General features: G+C 64.1%; 24 protein-coding genes and 1 pseudogene. 18 read left to right on the top strand and 7 right to left on the bottom strand.

All coding sequences use genetic code 11. The features are described 5' to 3' along the window. Positions 1-157: pseudogene (locus VGN62_RS07380) on the bottom strand (tyrosine-type recombinase/integrase); the annotation flags it as partial. Between VGN62_RS07380 and VGN62_RS07375 the strand changes: the two are divergent. From VGN62_RS07375 to VGN62_RS07290, 18 genes are all read left to right on the top strand, one after another. Next, positions 141-320 (top strand): TrbG/VirB9 family P-type conjugative transfer protein, encoded by a 180-nt coding sequence (locus VGN62_RS07375; protein WP_414713253.1) that lies wholly within the window; start codon positions 141-143, stop codon positions 318-320. The pseudogene VGN62_RS07380 and the gene VGN62_RS07375 overlap by 17 nt on opposite strands. 29 nt (positions 321-349) lie before the next feature. After that, on the top strand, positions 350-1531 hold the full coding sequence (locus tag VGN62_RS07370) for a TrbI/VirB10 family protein (RefSeq protein WP_058456008.1): 1182 nt from the start codon (positions 350-352) through the stop codon (positions 1529-1531). After that, entirely contained in the window at positions 1528-1749 is a 222-nt protein-coding gene (locus VGN62_RS07365; RefSeq protein WP_011542748.1) for a DUF2274 domain-containing protein, read from the top strand. Before VGN62_RS07370 ends, VGN62_RS07365 begins: the two co-directional genes overlap by 4 nt. Positions 1750-1848: 99 nt before the next feature. After that, positions 1849-2148 carry a hypothetical protein gene (locus tag VGN62_RS07360; RefSeq protein WP_058456009.1) on the top strand — a complete coding sequence of 100 codons (300 nt, stop codon included), beginning with the start codon at positions 1849-1851 and terminating at the stop codon, positions 2146-2148. 221 nt (positions 2149-2369) lie between these two features. Next, positions 2370-3728 carry an MBL fold metallo-hydrolase RNA specificity domain-containing protein gene (locus tag VGN62_RS07355; protein ID WP_197410133.1) on the top strand — a complete coding sequence of 453 codons (1359 nt, stop codon included), beginning with the start codon at positions 2370-2372 and terminating at the stop codon, positions 3726-3728. Then, positions 3725-5269, top strand: a complete 1545-nt coding sequence (locus VGN62_RS07350) for a thymidine phosphorylase family protein (RefSeq protein WP_327452281.1) — start codon at positions 3725-3727, stop codon at positions 5267-5269. The genes VGN62_RS07355 and VGN62_RS07350 overlap by 4 nt, the downstream gene beginning before the upstream one ends. Continuing rightward, a complete protein-coding gene (locus tag VGN62_RS07345) occupies positions 5266-6165 on the top strand; it encodes a ribose-phosphate pyrophosphokinase (RefSeq protein ID WP_058456012.1) in 900 nt (299 codons plus the stop codon). The genes VGN62_RS07350 and VGN62_RS07345 overlap by 4 nt, the downstream gene beginning before the upstream one ends. 135 nt (positions 6166-6300) lie before the next feature. Further along, positions 6301-6663, top strand: a complete 363-nt coding sequence (locus VGN62_RS07340; protein WP_327452277.1) for a hypothetical protein — start codon at positions 6301-6303, stop codon at positions 6661-6663. Between the two features lie 185 nt (positions 6664-6848). Continuing rightward, positions 6849-7265, top strand: a complete 417-nt coding sequence (locus VGN62_RS07335) for a heavy metal-responsive transcriptional regulator (protein WP_011542742.1) — start codon at positions 6849-6851, stop codon at positions 7263-7265. Positions 7266-7310: 45 nt separating this feature from the next. Next, positions 7311-7529: a hypothetical protein gene (locus tag VGN62_RS07330; protein ID WP_041383334.1), complete on the top strand. Its 219-nt coding sequence runs from the start codon at positions 7311-7313 to the stop codon at positions 7527-7529. A 54-nt stretch (positions 7530-7583) separates the two neighbouring features. Next, a complete protein-coding gene (locus VGN62_RS07325; protein ID WP_011542741.1) occupies positions 7584-7943 on the top strand; it encodes a hypothetical protein in 360 nt (119 codons plus the stop codon). Positions 7944-7971: 28 nt separating this feature from the next. Continuing rightward, positions 7972-9849 (top strand): 2Fe-2S iron-sulfur cluster-binding protein, encoded by a 1878-nt coding sequence (locus VGN62_RS07320; RefSeq protein ID WP_011542740.1) that lies wholly within the window; start codon positions 7972-7974, stop codon positions 9847-9849. Continuing rightward, the gene (locus VGN62_RS07315; RefSeq protein WP_011542739.1) at positions 9849-10574 is read left to right on the top strand and encodes a hypothetical protein; all 726 of its coding nucleotides are present in this window, start codon (positions 9849-9851) and stop codon (positions 10572-10574) included. The genes VGN62_RS07320 and VGN62_RS07315 overlap by 1 nt, the downstream gene beginning before the upstream one ends. 329 nt (positions 10575-10903) lie before the next feature. Then, positions 10904-11284: a hypothetical protein gene (locus tag VGN62_RS07310; protein WP_237700871.1), complete on the top strand. Its 381-nt coding sequence runs from the start codon at positions 10904-10906 to the stop codon at positions 11282-11284. Continuing rightward, positions 11271-11675 (top strand): DUF1622 domain-containing protein, encoded by a 405-nt coding sequence (locus VGN62_RS07305; RefSeq protein WP_011542737.1) that lies wholly within the window; start codon positions 11271-11273, stop codon positions 11673-11675. Before VGN62_RS07310 ends, VGN62_RS07305 begins: the two co-directional genes overlap by 14 nt. Positions 11676-11735: 60 nt before the next feature. Beyond that, complete coding sequence (locus tag VGN62_RS07300; RefSeq protein WP_327452264.1) at positions 11736-12203, top strand: four-helix bundle copper-binding protein; 468 nt, start codon at positions 11736-11738, stop codon at positions 12201-12203. Positions 12204-12355: 152 nt separating this feature from the next. Continuing rightward, complete coding sequence (locus tag VGN62_RS07295) at positions 12356-12694, top strand: hypothetical protein (RefSeq protein ID WP_049754663.1); 339 nt, start codon at positions 12356-12358, stop codon at positions 12692-12694. A 148-nt stretch (positions 12695-12842) separates the two neighbouring features. After that, positions 12843-14000: an MFS transporter gene (locus VGN62_RS07290; RefSeq protein ID WP_041383331.1), complete on the top strand. Its 1158-nt coding sequence runs from the start codon at positions 12843-12845 to the stop codon at positions 13998-14000. On the opposite strand, the gene VGN62_RS07285 is transcribed toward VGN62_RS07290, so the two are convergent. The 6 genes from VGN62_RS07285 to adhP all read right to left on the bottom strand — a co-directional run bounded on the left by VGN62_RS07285 (position 13991) and on the right by adhP (position 20958). Beyond that, positions 13991-14389 carry a response regulator transcription factor gene (locus VGN62_RS07285; RefSeq protein ID WP_011542733.1) on the bottom strand — a complete coding sequence of 133 codons (399 nt, stop codon included), beginning with the start codon at positions 14387-14389 and terminating at the stop codon, positions 13991-13993. The genes VGN62_RS07290 and VGN62_RS07285 overlap by 10 nt on opposite strands. Positions 14390-14463: 74 nt before the next feature. Further along, the gene (locus VGN62_RS07280; RefSeq protein WP_011542732.1) at positions 14464-15096 is read right to left on the bottom strand and encodes a response regulator transcription factor; all 633 of its coding nucleotides are present in this window, start codon (positions 15094-15096) and stop codon (positions 14464-14466) included. Further along, entirely contained in the window at positions 15086-16630 is a 1545-nt protein-coding gene (locus VGN62_RS07275) for a PAS domain-containing sensor histidine kinase (protein WP_011542731.1), read from the bottom strand. The genes VGN62_RS07280 and VGN62_RS07275 overlap by 11 nt, the downstream gene beginning before the upstream one ends. Before the next feature lie 613 nt (positions 16631-17243). Continuing rightward, complete coding sequence (locus tag VGN62_RS07270; protein WP_041383330.1) at positions 17244-18029, bottom strand: copper resistance protein B; 786 nt, start codon at positions 18027-18029, stop codon at positions 17244-17246. A gap of 182 nt (positions 18030-18211) precedes the next feature. After that, complete coding sequence (locus VGN62_RS07265) at positions 18212-19906, bottom strand: copper resistance system multicopper oxidase (protein ID WP_011542728.1); 1695 nt, start codon at positions 19904-19906, stop codon at positions 18212-18214. Between the two features lie 26 nt (positions 19907-19932). After that, positions 19933-20958, bottom strand: coding sequence for an alcohol dehydrogenase AdhP (gene adhP / locus VGN62_RS07260; protein WP_011542727.1), 1026 nt, complete (start codon positions 20956-20958; stop codon positions 19933-19935). Between the last annotated feature and the right edge of the window lie 7 nt (positions 20959-20965).

Genomic DNA, 20965 nt, shown 5'->3' with positions numbered 1-20965 from the left:
ACCAGTCGCGCAGCAGCAGGAGCAGGCCTTCGGGCAGCATGGCGTTGCGGTAGCGGCCGCCTTTGCCGCGCTCGATCCGCAGCAGCATCCGCTTGCTGTCGATATCGGTGACTTTTAGCGCCGACACCTCGGCGACGCGTATGCCCCCGCTGTTCGCGGTCGGTGAAAAGGGCGAGGCCGAGCTCGTCAACTACCGCGTCCATGGCCGCTTCATGATCGCCGATCGCCTGTTCGAACGCGGACAGCTTCGGATGGGTGCCGGACGCGCGGCGCGCGAGGTGGTTATCGAGCGCGTCGGCCGCGTGCGGGGGCGCTCGTGAGCGCGCCGGAACGGGACGAGGAGGAGGTGGTGGAACTCGTCGCTGTCCCTCCCGCAAGCGGCGAGCCCTTTCGGCTTGGTGCCGAGCCGCCGAGCGTCATGCGCCTGTCGCGCAAGGCGCTGGCCATTCTAGGCGCCGCATTGGGGACCGCTATCGGCGGCGCGCTTCTCTATGCGCTGCAGCCCGCCAAGCTCAAGGTGGCCGAGAATCTCTACGATAGCGACCGTGCGAACAAGTCCGAGCTCGTGACCGGAGCGCCGGGCGATTATGGCAAGATCCCGAAGCTCGGCGAGCCGCTCCCTGGCGATCTCGGGCGGCCGATCCTTGCCGCGCGCGAGAATGGCGAGACCGTCCCGGTGCCTCCGATCGGCGCGCCTCCGCCGCCAGACCCGCGAGCCGCTGCGGCGGAGCAAGCCCGCGCGCGTGCGGCCCAGGAACGCGAAAGCGCGCGCGCCAGCCAGCTCTTCCTCGGCGGTGGGGCGTCGGTCACCTCGCAGCTGCCGGTGCTTGGCGAAGGCGTGTTGCGACCGGCGCCCGACAATCTGCAAGCCAACCCGACCGCGGCCGACAAGCGCAAGGGCTTCCTCAGTGGTGATGGCGCCGGTCCGGCAGAGAGCATGGCGCGGCTCGTCCAGCCCTCATCGCCGCATCTGGTCCAGGCGGGCAGCGTGATTCCGGCGGCACTCATCACCGGCATCCGGTCCGACTTGCCGGGCCAGATCACCGCGCAGGTGACCCAGAATGTTTACGACAGCCCCACCGGGCGCATCCTGCTCATTCCGCAGGGTGCTCGGCTGATCGGCGAATATGGCAGCGAGATCGCCGACGGGCAGAGCCGGGTCCTTCTCGCATGGGACCGGCTGATCCTGCCGGGCGGGCGCTCGATTGCTCTCGATCGCCTGCCGGGCGCCGATGCGGCCGGCATGGCCGGGCTTGCCGACCGGACCGATTATCATTGGGGCCATATGCTGAAGGCCACGCTGGTTTCGACGCTGCTGGGCGTCGGCGCCGAACTCGGCGCCGAAGACGAGGATCGCCTCGTTCGGGCGGTGCGGCGCGGCGCGCAGGACAGCATCAACGAGACGGGACGGCAACTCGTCGAACGCCAGCTTGGAGTGAAGCCGACCATCACGGTTCGGTCGGGCGCGATCCTCCGCGTCATTGTGACGCGGGACATCATCCTCGAGCCTCTGGATCGAGGCGGACGATGACCCGGCTCAGGCTCGGTCCGATCGCCGAAGACAAGCCGGTCAAACTGACTCTCGAATTGCCCGGGCTGCTGGCGCGCGATGTAGCGGACTATGCCGCCGTCCATGCGGCGCAGACCGGCCTCGCGACTCCCTTGCCACCTGAACGGCTCATCCCCGCCATGGTCGAGCGCTTCATTGCAGCCGATCGGGGTTTTGCGCGCCTGCGTTCGCGGCGCTGAGCCTGCGTGGCCGCGCGTGTCTTTTTATATGCCGGACTTGCACTTCCGATCCGAACGACGCAGACCGGACGCATTCCTTGGGTGTCGGGGGGCGGATGAATGAGCCAGGAACCGCATCAACGGACCGAACAGGCAAGGTCGGCACTCGCGACGCTCTCGGTCGTCGGAGCGGCCCTCGCTGGCGTTGCTGTCGGTGTGCTCCTGGCTCTGCCCCTACGGTCCATCGCCTGGCCGCTGCTGGCCATCGGCCTCATAGCCCACCTGTTTGCCATGGTCGGAACACGCCGCCTTCTCGCTGCAGGCGGCTATAACCCCCCATGGTGGCAGCGAGCGGGATATTGGCTGTGCTGGGTTGCCATCGCCGCCATCGCCATCATCGCCGCGATGCGGCTGGTCTAGCGGCGCGGCGCCCGGCAAGGGATTGAGCGCATTATAAGGGTGGATGGCTGGCGAACCGCCGGTTTGCTTGGCTCCGTCTTTGCGGTTATTGCGTATTCCCGGCCCGGTCATTTGCGGCGATCTCCTCAGCCCATGGTTCAACAGGCTGGGTAGAGACGATGCAGACAGGGGAAGGGCGAGCGCCATTCGGCGGCGCGGGCGAACGGGACGCTGGCGAGGAAATCTCGATCGAGTTTCTCGGGGCGGCGGGTACGGTGACCGGCTCGCGATATCTTCTCGGAGATCGCGGCGCGAAGATCATGATCGACTGCGGCCTGTTTCAGGGTGGTCGTGAGCTTCGCGAACGAAATTGGGAGCCGGCGCTCTCTGACCACCGGGCCATCGACACCATCGTTCTGACCCATGCACATCTCGATCATTCAGGCTATATTCCGCGCTTTGTGAAGGAAGGCTGGAGCGGCCGGATTCTGTGCACCGACGCCACTGCGGACCTTTGCGGCCTCCTCTTGCCCGACAGCGGCTTTCTCCAGGAGAATGATGCGGTGTTCGCCAATCGCCACGGCTATTCGCGCCACAAGCCCGCGCTTCCTCTCTACACGAAGAAGGACGCCGAGGTGGCGCTCGACTATCTCGATCCGGTCCGCTTCGGGGCATATCGTTCGGTGGCAGGGGGCGCCGAACTTCGCTTCCATCGTGCCGGACATATACTCGGGGCGGCATTCGTCGAACTCAAATGGCGTGACCGCACGATCCTCTTCTCGGGAGACCTGGGCCGCTTCAACGATCCGGTCATGCTCGATCCCTCGCCTCCCGTGGAAGCGGATTATCTGATCGTCGAATCGACCTATGGCAACCGGAGCCATGAGGCGCTGGATGCCGTAGCGGCCCTTGGCGATGCCATCGAGCGCTGTGTTCGCCGCGGCGGAACCGTGGTCATTCCGGCCTTCGCCGTCGGCCGGGCCCAATCCATCCTCTATCATCTATCACGCCTGCGCGCCGCGGGGCGGATCAGCAATGTTCCCGTCTATCTCGATAGCCCGATGGCAATCGACGCGAGCGGCATCTTCTGCCGCCATGCCGGCGACCACAGGCTGAGCGAAGCGGAATGCGATGCCGCTTGCAAGGTCGCGCGCTATGTTCGCGATGTCGAAGAGTCCAAGGCTCTCACAATGAGTCCGGTGCCCAAGGTCATCATCTCGGCAAGCGGAATGGCAACAGGCGGCCGCGTTCTCCACCATCTCAAACGCTATGCGCCCGATGGCCGCAACCTCATTCTGTTCGCCGGCTTCCAGGCGTCCGGCACGCGCGGCGCTGCAATGGTGGCGGGTGCTCCCAGCGTCAAGATCCATGGCGAACAGGTTCCCGTGCGAGCCGAGGTGCGCAATCTTTCGATGCTGTCCGCGCACGCCGATGCCGACGAGATACTGAAGTGGCTCGGCCAGTTCGTACGGGCGCCCCGGATGACGTTCATCACCCATGGTGAGCCCGATGCCGCGGCCGCTCTTGCGCGGCGCATCGGCGACGAGCTCGGCTGGCCGTGCCAGATACCCGGCCTTGGCGATCGGGTGGTGCTCGAATGACCCACCGCGCCCCGGATACCGGACCCGCGTCGGAGAATATGGCACCCCATCGCCTACGGGCTCGGCCCCTCGGCCTGTTCCTGCCACAGCAGCAACCGGCCGTCGTCATGCGAACCGATTGCTACATATGCCGCTCGGAAGGTCTTGCGGCGCGCAGCCAGGTGCTGATCCAGGCAGGGGAGCGGGAGATATTGGCCTCGCTCCTGCATTCGTCCGGCGAAATGATCGCGCCGGGGGAGATCGGCCTTTCGGAATCAGCCGCCGCGGCGCTTGGGGTCGCCCCCGGCGATGCCGTCAGCGTGCGCCACGCACCGCCCATCGATTCCTTCGGAGCATTACGCGGTCGCGTGTATGGAAATCGTCTCGATGGCGCGGCCTTTCGGTCGATCGTCGACGATATCGTTGCTGGCCGGTATAGCGACGTCCATCTGTCCGCCTTCGTAACGGCCTGCTCCGCCTTCCCTCTGGATCATGCGGAAACGGTGGCGCTGACCGGTGCCATGGTCGCGTCCGGCGAGCGGCTGGCCTGGGGTTCGGACGTCGTCGTCGACAAGCACAGCGTGGGAGGCCTGCCCGGAAACCGGACCACCCCGATCGTGGTCGCGATTGTCGCCGCGCTGGGCCTCATCATGCCAAAGACATCGTCCCGAGCGATCACCTCTCCGGCAGGTACGGCCGACACCATGGAAACGCTCGCGCCCGTGAATCTCGACGTCGGCGCGATCCGACGTGTCGTCGACCACGAAGGCGGATGCATCGTGTGGGGCGGCGCCGTCTCCCTCAGTCCGGCTGATGACATCATCATCGGTGTCGAGCGGGTGCTCGATCTCGATGCGGCGGGCCAACTGGTCGCCTCGGTCCTGTCCAAGAAGCTCGCGGCGGGCGCAACGCACCTCGTCGTCGACATGCCGATCGGACCGACGGCAAAGGTCCGCTCGCCCGCCGATGCTGCCGCACTTTCGGGGGCGCTTCAGAAGGTTGCAGCGGAGTTCGGCCTGATCCTCAAGGTGATGCAAGGCGATGGTCGCGAACCTATCGGTCGGGGAATCGGCCCTGCCCTCGAGGCGCGCGACATCCTGGCTGTGCTCGAGGGACGCGATCCGCCCCCCGATCTCGCCCGCCGCGCCTGCGAATTGGCAGGCGCGCTCATCGAACTCGCGGGCCGCGCCAGCCCCGGTACCGGTGCGGCCCTGGCCGCTCAAGTGCTGGCCGACGGGTCGGCTTGGAGCAAGTTCCAGCGAATCTGCGAGGCGCAGGGCGGCATGCGGACACCGCCCCTGTCGAATCATCGCCATGTGATAACTGCGCAGCGCCCGGGATACGTTTCGGCGATCGACAATCGCAGGCTCGCCAAGCTCGCCAAGCTTGCAGGCGCGCCAGCCGCGAAAAGTGCCGGCCTCGAAATGCACGTCCGGCTCGGCTCCGCGGTCGAAACAGGAACGCCCCTCCTCACAGTGCACGCCGAAAGCCAGGGCGAACTGGCCTATGCGCTGGCCTATGCCGAGGCCGTTGGCCCCATTCTCGAGCTATCCGACCGATGACCCCGCCGATGTTCCTGCCGCTGCCCGGTAACGGCAAGTTCGCGGTTGGACTCGCGGGCCTGCTCGGGGGCGAGGTCGGACGGATCGAAACCCGCAGATTTCCGGACGGTGAGACCTATCTGCGGCTCCGTTCCGAGGTTGCCGGCCGCGACATCGTGCTCGTCTGCACGCTGGATCGCCCCGATACCAAGCTGGTTTCGCTTCTTATCGCAGCCGACGCGGCCCGCGAGCTCGGCGCCCTCAGCGTAGGGCTCGTAGCCCCATATCTTGCCTATATGCGCCAGGACCGGCGCTTTCAGAATGGCGAGGCAATCAGCTCGCGCAGTTTCGCGCGCCGCATTTCGGGCGCCGTCGACTGGCTGGTCACGGCGGATCCCCATCTTCATCGATATGCCTCGCTCGGCGACATCTATGATATTCCGGCAGAGGCCGTGCATGCCGCCGTGCCGATTTCCGACTGGATCAGAACCCATATCGAGCGACCGCTCATCATCGGTCCCGACAGCGAAAGCGAGCAATGGGCGAGCGCGATCGCACGCCGTGCGGGTGCCCCTCATGCCGTCTGCAGCAAGCTGAGATTGGGCGATCGCGACGTCAGGATCGCGCTACCCGATCTCGCGGCGCATACGGGGCGCACCCCGGTTCTGGTCGACGATATCGCGTCATCGGCCCGGACGCTGATCGAAGCGGCGCGGGGAATAGGAGAGGCCGGCTTTCCGCCGCCCGAATGCGTCATCGTGCACCCATTATTCGCTCGAGGCGCCTTCGCGGCACTGTCCGCCGAGGCGGGGCGTATCGTCAGTACCGATGCCGTCGCTCATTCCAGCAACGCCATCAGCCTGCAACCGGTCGTCGCGCAGGGCGTGCAGCGCCTCCTCGCCAAGCTCGATCGATAAAGCGGCCGATATCTAGGTATTTTCCGAAGCTGCGAACACTACGTATGTCGAGCTTGGACCCGGGACCCTAGTCCTGTTGGCGAAGAACAGGATTCTTCGACAGGCAGTCAGGGCAGCGGCCCGAAGGAGTTCAAGATGATCAGGAAAAGCATCATGATCGCGGCGGCAGGCATTTCGATGTTCGCGGCCGCTCCGGCATTCGCCCAGGGCATCGGGCACAGTTTCTTCATGCGGGGCTCGATCGTCGAGGCCAGCGCGGGCAATACCGTGGTCTGCATCGGCAAGGCCGACGGTGCCGAGGTTGGCCAGACGCTCGACGTCTATCGGAACGTCCGGCATCCGGGTCCCGTATCATCGAAGGGCAATGTTGCCCCCTTCCATCGCAAGCGTGTCGGCCAGGTGACCATCGACCATATTTACGATGACCATTTCGCCCATGTCACGATCGCCGAAGGCAAGCCGGCCAAGAACGATATCGTCGAGCTTCGCAAAGACTGAGTCCGGTCCTTTCCGCAGCGCGGGCGAGGGCCGGAGGTCCTCCCCGTGCGCGGACAGGAACGCGCCGCGTCGCGGCCCGGATGTCGGATCCGTGGTGGAGGCATGAAGCGGTAATAGCCCGCCTCCAATGCCGAATGCCTCTTGACCTTGGACCATGGTCCAACCTGCACAAGCGAGCGGATGTCATGGGAAGCTATAAGATCGGAAAGCTCGCCGAAGCCGCGGGCGTGGGGCGCGATACGATACGCTATTATGAGCGGACGGGCTTGCTACCGGCCCCGGGCCGTACCGCGGCCGGCTATCGCCTTTACAGCGACGGGGACCTTGAGCGGCTCAACTTCATTCGCGCGTCGCAGGAACTCGGATTCACGCTCGAACAGGCGCGCCAGCTTCTCACCCTCAAGGCATCGGATACCGCCACCGCGGCGGCCGTGCTTGCGATCACGCTCGACAAGGTTCGGGAGGCCGAAACGCGGGTCAGGAAGCTGACTGAGATTCGGGATGTGCTGCAGGACCTCGCCGACAATTGCCCGCGAGAGGCGCCGGTCTCCGACTGCAACATAATCGCATTCTTGGCGGAAAAACGAAGACCAAAAAAATAGCGTTCGCAGGGGAACATATTACAACATTGAAAATAGGGGATTTTTATGAAGAAATATTCCATTTTGTTGCTCACCCCCGCGCTCCTTCTCGGAGGCTGCGTCACGACCCGGGCCACTCAGGCCGAAGTCGATAGCTGCCGGGCCATGGAAGAGAAGATGGGGCTCGATCAGCGCCATGACCATGGCGAGATGAAACGCCAGGGCTTCAATCCGATGAACCTGTCGCACGGCCGCTGCCAGCGGATTCTGCGCGACGCGAAATGACTTTGTCCGGGTGGCCGATGGCCACCCGGACTAGTTCGAGGAAGGGATAATGCCATGACAAACCGAAAAATCGACCTGAAATGGGCTGGATATGGTGTCGCGCTCGCAGCGGCACTCGCGCTCGCCGGCTGTGGAGACAAGGCCGAGAACAAGGCCGCGGACGCCGCCTCGGCAACCCCCGACGCAACCGCCGGTGGCGCTGGTTCCACGCCGTCCACCGATGCCTCATCCGCCGCGCCAGCCGCGCCCGATGCCATGGATCATGAAGATGACGCGATGGACGAGGAAATGATGCGCCATCATCGTCAGGAAATGGACCATGACGAGATGCGCAAGGGTGGGGCGGGGCAAGGCAATATGCAGCCCGCGGATCAGACCACGACCGATCAGTCGGCGCCGATGAAGCATATGTAAGCAGATTCGCCGGGCGGGGTGACCAAAGATGCAGAAATCATTCCGCTTCGGCCTGTGCGTGGCGATGACGTTTCTGACGGCATCGATCGTCCATGCGGAGGACGCCGACGAGCATGCCGCCCATCATGGGAGTGCCTCGCCGCCTGGCGGCGTGGCGGTTGGCAGCATGGCGTCATCCGGGATGAAGCCCGCGGGCGAAATGCAATCGATGATGGGCGAAATGATGGAAGGCGAGCATGGCGGCCGCCGCCAGTCTCCTTTCTTCTCGCAATTGCTCGCGCTACCGGCACTCGATGACGCGGCGAGGCAAGCCCTGCTGCGGCAAGCCGAGCAACGGTCGCATCGAGGGCTGATGCTGATCTCCGAGGCCGCCCGCGCAGCCGCGCACGCCGAAACGGCGACCGAGCAAATCGCCGCCGTGCGCAATCTTCGCGAAGGCAGCGATCTTCTCGATAGCGGTGCGGCTGCCCGGATGGCCCTCGCCGGGACCGGAAAGCCGGCGGGCGCCGCGATGAACTGGTTCCGCGATCGCCTGTCGATCGAGCCGGACGAGACGCACGCGGCCCATCCTTTCGGCCTGTCTCCCTCCCACCTGCTGCTGATGCTGTTCCTCCTCTTGCTGAGTACCGGCCTCGCCGCGTTGCAGCTACTTCGTCTCAAGCGCATCCGTCAGATCGTCGCAGCCAGGAAAGGAACCGCGAAGGTCGCCAACACGCAACCGTCGCCGGCCGCAGCTCCGGAGATGCAGGCCGCTACGGCCGGAGCGCTCGCGCCAAGCAACGCGCCCGCCCCGGCCGGTGCTTCGCTGCGCAAGCCCCGGCCCTGGTCCGGACCGCTGCGGGTGACGCGGATCATCCGGGAGACGCCGACCATCAGGACCTTCCGTCTCGCAGATCCCGCAGCCGACCGGCTGCCTTTCGATTTCCTGCCCGGTCAGTTTCTGCAAATCGAGGTCGAGCCCGAGCCCGGCAAGCGTGCCCGCCGATCCTACACTATCGCTTCGTCGCCGACGCAGCGGGCCTATGTCGAACTGACGGTGAAGCGCGAGGAGCAGGGAGCGGTGTCCCGCCACCTGCACGACACGCTCATTGTCGGGGATCTTGTTCGAGCCTCGGGCCCTTTCGGCTCCTTCACCTTCACTGGGACGACCGCGGATAGTATCGTGCTCATCGCGGGCGGTGTCGGGATCACGCCGATGATGTCGGTATTGCGCTATCTTACAGACACCGCCTGGCCGGGCGAGATATTCTTCCTTTATGGCGCTCGGTCCACGGACGAGTTCGTCTTCCGTGACGAAATCGAGCGACTCGAGCGGCTTCATGACAATCTGCATGTCTTCGCCGCGATGGAGCGCTCGCCAGGGACGGTCTGGCATGGCGCCGTCGGCCCCCTGACGCGGGACATGCTGCTTTCGGCCGTCCCCGACATCGCGCGCCGCCGCATCCACCTGTGCGGTCCCCCCGCGATGATGGCGGCGATGAAGGCGGAGCTCGCCGAGCTCGGCGTGCCGGAAGTGCAACTTCATACCGAAGCCTTTGGGCCCGCATCGCTGCCCATCGATCCAGTCGACGCGCCCAGCGCGCCCGGCAACGATGCAAGTCGCACGGTACAGCCTCCGTCCGCGCCTTCCACAAGGATTGCCGAAGCTTCCGTGACGTTCGCTCTGTCGGGTGTGTCCGCCGCCCTGGCTGGCGATCAGACCGTGCTCGAAGCCGCCGAGGGGGTTGGCGTCGAGATACCCTATTCCTGCCGCACCGGAGACTGCGGACTATGCGTCACCAAGCTGCTCGACGGTGAAGTCACGATGGCGAACGAAGCGGGCCTGGCGCCGGAAGACAAGGCGAACGGCTATATATTGGCTTGCCAGGCCAAAGGCAGCGGCAAGCCGATCGTGGTTGAAGCCTGATGCGCGAACGCGGCGACATATTGATGGTGCTTCTGGTGGGGTTCATTCTGGTCTTTCCGGCCGGATTTCTCGTTCACGCATCCCCACGCTTCCCCGGTAGCCTCGGCGGCGGTCTGCTCGGCATCCTTGCGGCCCTGTGCATGCTGCTGACGCTTCCCTATGTGGCGGCCAAACATATCCCGCCGCTCGATCGTCGGATTACGCGCTATGTGCGTAAGCCGACGCTCCTTGCCGTTCATATCTATTCTGGCGTTCTGGGAGCTTTCTTCGCCCTCCTTCACACCGCGCACAAGTTCGCGAGTCCGCTGGGCCTCATGCTAACCGGCCTCCTCCTCCTCACCGTTGCAAGCGGATTTGCCGGGCGCTATCTTCTCGGCGAACTTGCAAGGGCCTTGCGCGGCCGCAAGTCGGAACTGGCTTCGCTCCAGTCGGCCTTTCTGGACATTCCGGCGGCGCCGGGCGAAATTGGGGAGACGCAGGAGCCGCCACGCTGGCTTCGATATGTCTTCACCCGCGCAAACCAGCCCGCTGAACCACCACCGCAGGATGCGATCAAGCTTGCCGCGGCCATTTCCGACACCGAATATGCCGTGCGGGCAGAGGAAGTAACGGGAGTACTTTTCGCACGCTGGCGATGGTTTCATATCGTGGCCGGTTCGCTGCTTTACGCGCTCGTGATTCTCCATATCGCGGCCGCGGTCTATTTTGGTCTTCGCTGGCCATGATGCGCCACTGGCTGCTTCCGGCCCTTTTTGCGACCAGCCTGCTCGTCGTGCTGCTTGGGCTACCGGCGCTGTCGCGGTCGAACGCGCCGCCTCAGGCCGGCGTGGTCGCGCAGCTCGTTTCGCCGGGCCCCCTGTCCGAAGCCCACCGCAGCCTCGCAGGATCGTGCCGAAACTGCCACACCCCCATCGCTGGTGTGACGGGGGAGACTTGCAAGAGTTGTCATGCCGCGACCGACTTCGGAAACAAGCAATCGACCCAATTCCATGCCTCGGCCTTGCAATGCACCTCATGCCACGTCGAGCATGCGGGCAGACAGAGCCTCATTCGCATGGATCACAAGGCCCTGTTCAAGCCGGGAATATGGTCGCAGCGCCCCGCCGCCGCGACCGCCGGCGGCGCGGTGACAGGCGTGCTCGCCTGTGCTGGTTGCCATTCCATTCGCGACCCGCACCTGGGCCTCTTCGGAACGCGCTGCGCGAGTTGCCACGCGACCGACAGCTGGCGCATCGACGGCTACCGGCATCCCTCGACCAATTCCCGGAACTGCTCCGAATGCCACCGGGCGCCGCCGAGCCACTATATGGAGCATTTCAGCATGGTTTCGCAGCGCGCCGCAGGCGAGCGGGCGACCGTGGAACAATGCTATGCCTGTCACACGACCGACAGTTTCAACAATATTCGCAGGAGAGGCTGGTATGATCACCATTGACGGCGGAAGCGGTCACTGGCTCGAGAGCCTGTTCCGCCTCGCCGTGGTTATCCTGGAACTGAGCGGCACGGCAACCATCCTGACAGGTGCCGCGCTGGCGACCGCGACGTTTCTCCGTCAGGCCTGTCGAGGCCTCTATGCCGAAGCCTATCGTCCGTTCCGATCGACACTCGGTCGCAGCATATTGCTCGGCCTTGAGTTTCTCGTAGCGGGCGACATCGTGAAATCACTGGTGATCAACCCTACGCTTAACGACCTCGTCGTGCTCGCGGGCCTCGTGTTTGTTCGTACCTTCCTGAGCATTTCGCTGGGCGTCGAGATCAATGGTCATTGGCCTTGGGAGAATACGCGCATGGAGCGCGCCCGCCTCGACGCGGCGACGGACCGGTGACCACCATGCCATCCGACACGCTCAGGCGCATCTTTCCGAGAGGATGGCGGCTTCGGCCGCATGGCTCGATTCAATGGGAGAATTTTCATGCTTGAGAGGCGATCGATCCTGGGGACCGGGCTTGCCCTGACAATGCTCGTCGGCGCCGCGCGCGCCGAAGATCCACCGCCCGGCGGGGGAATGCCCGACTCCCATGCAATGCCGCTTGCCGATTGCGCGGCGTTGTGCCTGGAAACGCATCGAAGCTGCATCGAAGCCGCGCGCCATTGCCTAGAAGAGGGCGGCGACAAGGCCGCTCCGGGGATCATGGCTATTCTCGCCGATTGCGCCGGGATTTGCCTCACGACCGCTCAATCGCTGCTTCGCAATTCTCCGGCTCATGGGATCCTTTGCCAGACCTGCGAGCAGATCTGCCGATTGTGCGCGGAAAACTGCGCTGCATTCACGGGTGACGCACAGCTGTTGCGCTGCGCGAACTTATGCCGCCGCTGTGCCGAGGGGTGCGGCATGATGGTCATGTCTTCATAGCAGCACGTGGCGTTCCGATTTTCTTCGGGCGAGAGATCAACATGTGGGCTTCACGTATTTCGATCCGGACGTTCGGTGCAGCATATCGAGCACAGCGGCGCCGATCCGACTTGGTGTCGATACAAAGCAAAGATTTCGAATGGAGACACATCATGCGCAAGATTTCCCCTGTTCTGACGGTCCTTGGCCTCCTCGCCCTGACCCAGATGCCGGTCCTCGCCGACGAGAGCAAAGGGCCGCCGAAGAAGCCGGCCGCCACCGCGCCGGCCCAGAAGCCCGGCGACGAGCATCGCCACGGCATGGACCACGGCGGACAGCAGATGCACGACAAGATGATGAAAGATCACCGCGAGGGCATGGAAAAGATGCAGGATCAGTCCGGCGGTGGATGCGGCGGCAACGACAAGCCCATGCCTGCCATGGGCGGCATGGGGACGTCCAAGCCTGCGGACAAACCGAAAGACATGCCGATGAAGCACGAGCATATGTGAGCATCGGTCGGTCCATCCCCCCGGAAGCCCGCTGCCCCCGTGGCAGCGGGCTTTTTGTCTGAAAAGCTCAAATGTTCCCGTGAAGATTTTCGGTCCTGCGGCAGCCAGCCGGAACTCCGCAGTTTTTGGCGGATCAAGCTTCGGATTCTTGCTCCTCCTGATTGCCGTTGCCGCGACGTCGGCCACGCAAACGGCCGCCATCGCTTTTCTGCCGTCCTTGATCGAGGGCGGCGCGGTGATCCCCGTTGCCGCAACCCACGATTTCCATATAGTGAGCCTTTCGGCTTCCTTTCCTCTTGCCGCTCTCGGCCTTGCGCCCATTTGGGGGTGGTTGGCCGATCGCATGGACTATCGGGTGCTTCTTCGGATCGCGCTTCTGGTCCTCGCGGCAACGACACTGGCGTTCGGCAGTACCGATCTCGCCACCTTATATCTTCTGCGCATCCTGTCGGGCATGGCGTCGGGGGCCATCATTCCTCTCTCGCTCCTTGCTGCGGGCTTCCGGGCCGAGAGCCGGGTGGGTCGGGCCCGTCTCTTCACATGGCTGACCAGCTTTGTCTTTCTTGGCGACCTGGCCGGCCCCCTGCTCACACAATTGTCTTTTCCGCTGCTGCCGTCGGCCCCGCTGTTCCCTCTCGCCCTGGCACTCTTGCTCGCCGGTTGCCTGCTGTCGCCCTCTCAGCTTCCCAAACGGTCTCGTTCGCATGCCATCCCGCGCCGCAGCAACCGCGACAACAACCGGAAGACTGCGACACTCCTCGTCATCACCATTATCGCCGGCGCTGCCCTGGCGGCCCTTCACATCGGTCTGCTGGTGACCGGCCAAGGCCTTCCGCTCGACCGCGAAGCCATCGCCTTCATGCTGAGCCTTTGCGGCGTCGGCATGCTCGCGGCACAAATCGCGCAGGCCCGTTTGGGTTGGCTTGTCCGCCGGCCGGTCGATCTCACGCGTCTTATGCTGCTCGTTCTGGCAATCGGACTGTTGGCTTCGCAAAATCCGCGGTCGATCCTCGGTCTCGCGGGGATCGCTTTCCTTCTCGGCTGGAGCGCGGCCAGCCTTCGCCTCGTGACCAGCTTCTGGATCAGCAACCGCAGCTCCCGGGTTTCGGGTGCTCGGCTCGGGCTCCAGCATGCGGCGGCGAGTATTGGACAGGCGGCGGCGCCGATCGGGCTTGCGCTCGCGGGAGTGGGGCAGCAGTGGGTGATCACGTTCACCCTGGCGGCGGCGGCATTGATCGTCGCTCTCAGCCTGCCTTTGCTGTGGCAAGAGGGGGAACGGACGAGCGATCGGTCCAGTCAGCCATGATCCCTTGCGGAGCAAGCGATCGCCTCGAGCAGTGCGCGCGCGATCAGCGGCTTTGCAATGACATGCTCGAATCCAACGCGCCTCGCTTCGCGTTCCAGCGCGTCGTCATGATAGGCCGAGATCATGATCGCGCAACCGCACCAGCCCTTCGAGCGTAAGCGTCTCAGGAGTGACAGGCCGTCGATGTCCGGCATGCGAAAGTCGACGACAAGGCAATCGGCATGAAGTGATCGCGGGTCGGCCAATAGCGCGCTGCCGCTAGTATAGGCCCGGACCCGAAATCCCTGGGCCCGCAGCATCAATTGCGTCGAACGGCGAACGCCCGGGTCGTCGTCCGAGACCAATATCGTGAAGGGGTGACGGGACGATTGCCCGATGTGCACAGACATGAGTGGCGAGCATCCGAAAATCGATTCTCCGTGAGTGCAGCATTCCAGAACCGCGTATCTCAGTCGCTACGTAATCATCCCAGTTTGGCTTCGCTGCGACCAAGGCCCGCAGCAAATGCAATCCGGAGCGCATCGGAAAGACTGCGGACAGCCAACTTGCTCATCAGGCTTGCCCGGTGGACTTCGACGGTTCGCGAAGAAACGCCTAGATCATAGGCGATGGTCTTGTTGGGATAGCCTCGCGCGAGCCCATCGAGAACCTCCTTCTCGCGGGGCGTCAAGACGCCGATCCGGACCTGCGCTTCGGCTTCTTCCGTCGCTCGGACATCGACCCGGTCGATACGCGCGAATCCGCGGTCGATAGCCTCAAGCAGCGATGCCTTCTCGAAGGGTTTCTCGATAAAATCCACTGCGCCCGCCTTCATCGCCTGCACCGCGAGAGTGACGTCGCCATGACCGGTCAGGACGACGACCGGCATATTGATGCCGCGCTGCGCCATTTCCGACTGGACCTGAAGCCCATCTAACTCAGGCATGCGAACGTCGAGAAGCACACATCCAGTCTCGGCCGTGCGTGCCAGCTTCAGAAATTCCACGCCGCTCGCATAGGTCCGTACCTCGAACCCCACCGTCCGCAGCATGAATCCGGCTGACTTCCGGATGGCCTCTTCGTCATCGACCAGATGAATGAGGCGCTTATCCTGCATGTTCTTCCTCCAGCTTTGCGTGAACCAAGGTGAATCGGAACACGGCTCCACCGCCTGGACCGTCCTCGACCCAGATCCGTCCGCCATGAGCCTCAACGATCGTCCGACAGATCGACAGGCCGAGCCCCATGCCGTCCGATTTGCTGCTGACAAAAGCCTGGAACAACCGCGGTATCACGTCCTCCGCAATGCCGGGACCGCTGTCCTCTACCGCAATCTCGATCATCTCGTCGGCCCGCAGCCTGGTGGAAACGCGCAGTTCCCGCACTTCGGAGTCCGCCATCGCTTCAATGGCATTGCGCATGATGTTGACCAGAACCTGCTGGATCTGGACGCGGTCCACGAGCGTAGGTGTCGCGGCCGGGTCGAAGGTGAAAAAGCTGCGGACCCCGCGTTCCCGGGCACCGATAAGCGCCAGCTTGCCTGCCTCGTCGATCAGGCGCGGCAAATCCTCTACGGTCTTTTCCACCTCGCCCCGAGCTACGAAATCCCTGAGGCGGCGAACAATATAGCCTGCCCTGAGGGTCTCATTGGCGGCCTCCGTCAGCGCTTCGTGCAGGATATCCCGCGGTATATCCCCTTCCCCGTCAACAAGATCCCGCGTCGTCTCCAGATAGTTGGCAATGGCAGTCAGCGGCTGGTTAAGCTCATGGGCCAAGGTCGAGGCCATCGTTCCCATCGCGCTCAGCCGCGAGACATGCACAAGCTCGGCCTGCAATTCCTTGAGCCTCAGCTCATCATGTTCCTTTTCCGTCAGGTCCCGAATGAAGCCGGTGAAGATGCGCCCTTCCGGCCCCCCCGCCTCGCCGACCGACAATTCCATTGGAAAAGTCGAACCGTCCCGGCGCTGCCCGACCACGATGCGGCCGATCCCGATGATTCGGCGCTCTCCCGTTTCGAGATAATGGCCGATATATTCGTCATGCCTGATACTGTCCGCCCGCGGCATGAGGCAGGACACATTGCGGCCAAGCAATTCGCTCTCGCCATAACCGAACAATCGCTCGGCCGCAGCGCTGAACGAGGTTATGCGCCCCCGCTCGTCGATGACGATCATGGCATCGGGAACGGTCGCGAGAATCGACTGCAGATGTCGCTCGCGGGCTTCGATCGAGCCGCGCATTGCCGCATCCTCGGTGATGTCGCGCACGATGCTGCCGAAACCGCGAATCACACCCGCTTGATCTTTCAGGGCATTGATCGTCAGCCTGGCGAGATATTCGGTTCCATCACGGCACACGCGCCAAGCCTCACGCTCGAGGGAACCCTGCGCGAGGGCCGCCGCCAGATCGGCTTCAGGCCGGCCGTTCGCCATTTCATCGGGCGGATAGAAAATCTCGTGCGAGCGGCCGCACAGATCGGCGCTCGACCAAAGTCCCTTCCTCTCGGTCTCGCCATTGATCGCGCGGATGGTGCCGGCGGGATCGAGCAAGACGACGACATAGCCGCTGGCCTCGCGAAGCATGAGCTCCGATAGCGCCTCGATTTCGCGGACGTCGTCGCGCCACGCTACCGAATTGTCTTCGGGGATCATGTCATCCCCAGGCGTCCAGGCCGGGCGCGTAGGCGACAGGGCAATGGTTTCATGGCCGTCGGAATCCCCCAATCGGAACGGGCACTAAGTCAAATACGCAGCTCGGCGCGATACCCCTCGAAATTTCTCGCGCGATCCAGCCTGAGCGCTGCACCGGCGTGGGAGTTCCGGAGTAATGCCGCCTTGTCGGGATCGATCATCGTTCGCCGCCGCGCCACTCGAGACCATTGCTTGCGGGCCGCTGCTCCAGGCTGGCGTGACCGATACTCGACGTCGATATGGCCGCGGCTAACCGTCCCGCGAGCACCGATGCTGCGAGTCAGCCAACACACGAGACCGATAGCCATTGCGAGCAAGCGTCGCAGAAGCCGATCCTTGGAGTTCGCATGCCAATGGCGCAGGCCTTACGGATCGATAGCCAGTGCAAGCAGGCCGTGACGCGAGGTCAGTCCAAGATTTCCGATCCGGCACTCAATGGATGAAGATCGCACGTTCAAGCATGCAATTGTCCATCATGCACCGTCGCCTGGGTGGTGATGACCGGCCGCCTGATATGGCCGTCCGGTCGCACCATCGTACCGTTGCGCGTTCGCTACCGTCTCGGGTCCAGGGATCACCACCACAATCTGAGGCCGACGACCACGCGACGCTCGGTTGTCAGTTCGCGGTCCGCGCGCCGGAAGGCGGCGGTGCCATCGAGCGCGCGTTCCCAGACAAAGCCGACATAAGGTGCGAACTTGCGCGACAACTCGTAGCGTAGTCGGCCGCTCAGCTCGACATTGCTGAACCCGCCACCAAGCTCGCGGTCGACCGAGCGCTTGGAATAGAGGTTGGTCTCGACCTGGGAGGTCAAGATCAGCCGATTGGTGAACAGAACCTCGTAGCCGGCCTTGGCGCGCCCCGCGATGCGGCCATCGTCGCCCACATAGGCGGTCAACTGCACGTCGAACCAATAGGGCGCCAATCCCTCGACGCCTGCGGCAAGCCATGTCGTCGCTCCCTTGCCGAGATCCTGGCGAACTCCCAGCACCGTGCCCCAGAACGGACTCTTGCCGTGCCACCAGAGCGCCTCGACGCTGCTTTCAGCATCAAGACGATCGCGCGAGTTTTTCAGGCCCTGGCTGCGCAGCCATAGTTTGTCATTGTCCTGCCCCTTCGTGACGAGCACCGTCCAGCCCACCCCCTGGCCCTCATTGCCGCTGACGAACTCGAGCTCGTCGACGAGGACCTTCGGAATCGAGAGCTTGTCGGCCATCTCATAGCCGGGCAGTGTCGAATTGCGGTAGCCGTCCGAATAGTCATTTGAATCGCGCGCGTCCGGCGGGGCCTTGCCGCCCTGCATGCGGCCCATGTCCATCTTCATACCGGTGCTCGGCACATCCATGCCAGGCATGTCCATTCCCGCATGGTCCTGGGTTTGAGACGCGGGATGGATGTGCTCCTCCGGTGGAGGCACCTGCCCCGCCTGGAAGGCGTCCGGCGCCGTGGAAGATGGCTCTTGCGCCGAGGCGGGTGATGCAATCGCAGTCGAGAAGAGGAGGACAACCAGGAACGGCGCGGGGCGGGGGCGGGCCATGCGGATCATGCGACGACGACCTCCCGGAACATGCCGGCCGCCATATGGTAGAGCAGATGGCAGTGAAACGCCCATCGACCCATAGCATCGGCGGTGACGCGGAAGCTCACCCTCTGGGCAGGCTGGACCACCACCGTATGCTTGCGGACCTGGAAGGCGCCATCGGATCCTTCGACATCGCTCCACATGCCGTGGAGGTGCATCGGATGGGACATCATCGTGTCGTTGACCAAGATGATGCGCAGTCGCTCGTTCGGCTTGAAGTGGAGCGGCCGCGAGTCATTGAGCTTGATTCCGTCGAGCGCCCAGATGAAGCGCTCCATATTGCCGTTGAGGTGGAGCTCGATCTCGCGTTCGGGCTCGCGCGGATCGGGATCGCCATTGGGTGTCCGCAAGTCCGCCAGCGTCAGGACACGCCATGAGCGGTCGCGCAGGCCGGCGCCGGGATCATCGAGATTGGCGCGGGGATAGTCGACGCGCATATCGGTGTTCGCACCATATTCGGTGCGGGCATGCCGGGCCTTCGGCGGCATCTCCGTCAGGCCGTGCCCGGCGTGCTCGCCGCCGCCCATCGTCATCATCGCCCCCATCATGTCGACGGGATCGAGCCAGGGCCGCGCATCGAGGGTGGGGACCGGTGCCGACATGCCGGGAGCAGGCGCGATCGTGCCGCGGGCAAAGCCGGTCCGATCGATCGCCTGGGCGAAGATCGTGCGCGCATTGCCATCGGGCATGGTGAACTCGACATCATAGGTTTCCCCCGGGCCGATCCGGAACTCCTCGACCGTCACCGGCACCACCGGCTGCCCGTCGGTCGAAACGATTGTCAGCTCCACACCGGGAATCCGTACGTCGAAGAAGGTCGCCGTTCCCGCGCCCACAAAGCGCAGGCGCACATGCTCGCCGGGCGCGGCGACGGCGGTCCAGTTGCCCGCAGGCGTCGTCCCGTTCATAAGATAAGTGTAGGTCGCTGCGGAAAGGTCGCTGTAGTCGGTCGGATTCATCCGCGACCCGTTCCACATCCGCCGCCGTTCGAGGGCTTTGGCGAGGCCCAACTCGCTCACATCCTCTAGAAAGTCGCCGGCGGTCGGCTGCGCGAAGTTATAATAGCTGCTCAGCTTCTTGAGGTTCGTGAAGATCTGGAGCGGTGGTTCGTCCGACCAGTCGCTCAGCATGATGGTATAGTCGCGGTGGGGAACGGGACCCATCGGCACTCTCGGCTCGACGACAATCGCTCCATAAAGTCCGGTCTGCTCGGCAAGCGTATGAGCGTGGTACCAGTAGGTGCCCACTTGGCGTACTTCGAATCGATAGGTGAAGGTCTCGCCCGGCGCGATACCGGCGAAGCTGATGCCCGGAACGCCGTCCATTTCTGCGGGCAGGATGATCCCGTGCCAGTGGATGCTGGACATCTCCTTGAGGCTGTTGCGAACGCGCAGCGTGACGGTGTCGCCCTCGCGCAGGCGCAGGACCGGCGCGGGTACGGCGCCGTTCACTGCCGTCGCGACCCGGCGCTTGCCGGTATAGTTGACCGGGATCTCGGCGATCTCGAGGTCGAATTCGGTCCCGCTCAATTCAGCCGTCGATGCGGAGAGGGATTTCGCCTGCAGTGCCGGGACGAAGCCCGCGACGGCTCCGCCAATCGCCAGCCCCTGAACGAAGTGGCGCCGTGCGATCGGCAAGCTATGAAGGAGGGGCATTGAATGTTTCTTTCGCCAGAAGATGGTCAGGCCAGATCGAGAACGATCCGCCCGTCAATGTCGCCGCGGCGCATGCGCGCAAAGACGTCGTTGATGTTCTCCAGCTTTTCGGCGTGCACCGTCGCATGCACCTTGCCTTCGCCGGCGAAGGCCAGTGCTTCGAGAAGGTCGAGCCGGGTGCCGACGATCGAACCGCGAACGGTGATGCCGTTGAGTACGGTGTCGAAGATCGACAGCGGAAAATCGCCCGGTGGAAGGCCGTTGAGCGCGACCGTACCACCGCGCCGGACCATGCCGAGCGCCTGCTGGAAGGCCTTGGGCGAGACCGCGGTGACGAGGACGCCCTGCGCACCGTCGATCGCCTGCTTGATGGCGGCTGACGGATCCTCCTCGCGCGCGTTGACCGTGAGCGCCGCGCCGAGACGGGTCGCGAGATCGAGCTTGCGGTCGTCGACGTCGACCGCCGCCACATTGAGACCCATCGCGCGGGCATATTGCACCGCCATGTGGCCGAGCCCGCCGATCCCGGAGACGACCACCCACTCTCCGGGCTTCGCCTCGGTGGCCTTCAGCCCTTTATAGACGGTGACGCCGGCGCAGAGGATCGGCGCGATGTCGAGGAAGTCGACATTGTCGGGAAGATGCCCGACATAATTTGGATCGGCGAGGACATATTCCGCGAAGCTGCCATTCACCGAATAGCCGGTATTCTGCTGGCTCTCGCACAACGTCTCCCAGCCGCCCAGGCAATGCACGCAATGCCCGCAGGCGGAGTAGAGCCAGGGGACGCCGACCCGGTCGCCCTCTTTTATGAGAGTGACGCCCGATCCGACGGCGGCGACATGTCCGACGCCTTCATGCCCGGGAATGAAGGGCGGGTTGGGCTTGACCGGCCAGTCGCCCTCGGCCGCATGCAGGTCGGTGTGGCATACGCCGGCCGCCGCGACCTTTACCAGGATCTGGCCGGGTCCGACCGTCGGGATCGGCGCTTCTTCGATGACCAGCGGCTTACCGAATTCGCGGACGACCGCCGCCTTCATGGTTTTCGCCATGTCTGCT

Source organism: Sphingopyxis sp. (assembly GCF_035998905.1).
Taxonomy (GTDB): Bacteria; Pseudomonadota; Alphaproteobacteria; order Sphingomonadales; family Sphingomonadaceae; genus Sphingopyxis.
This window is presented reverse-complemented; position numbering and strand designations above follow the sequence as displayed.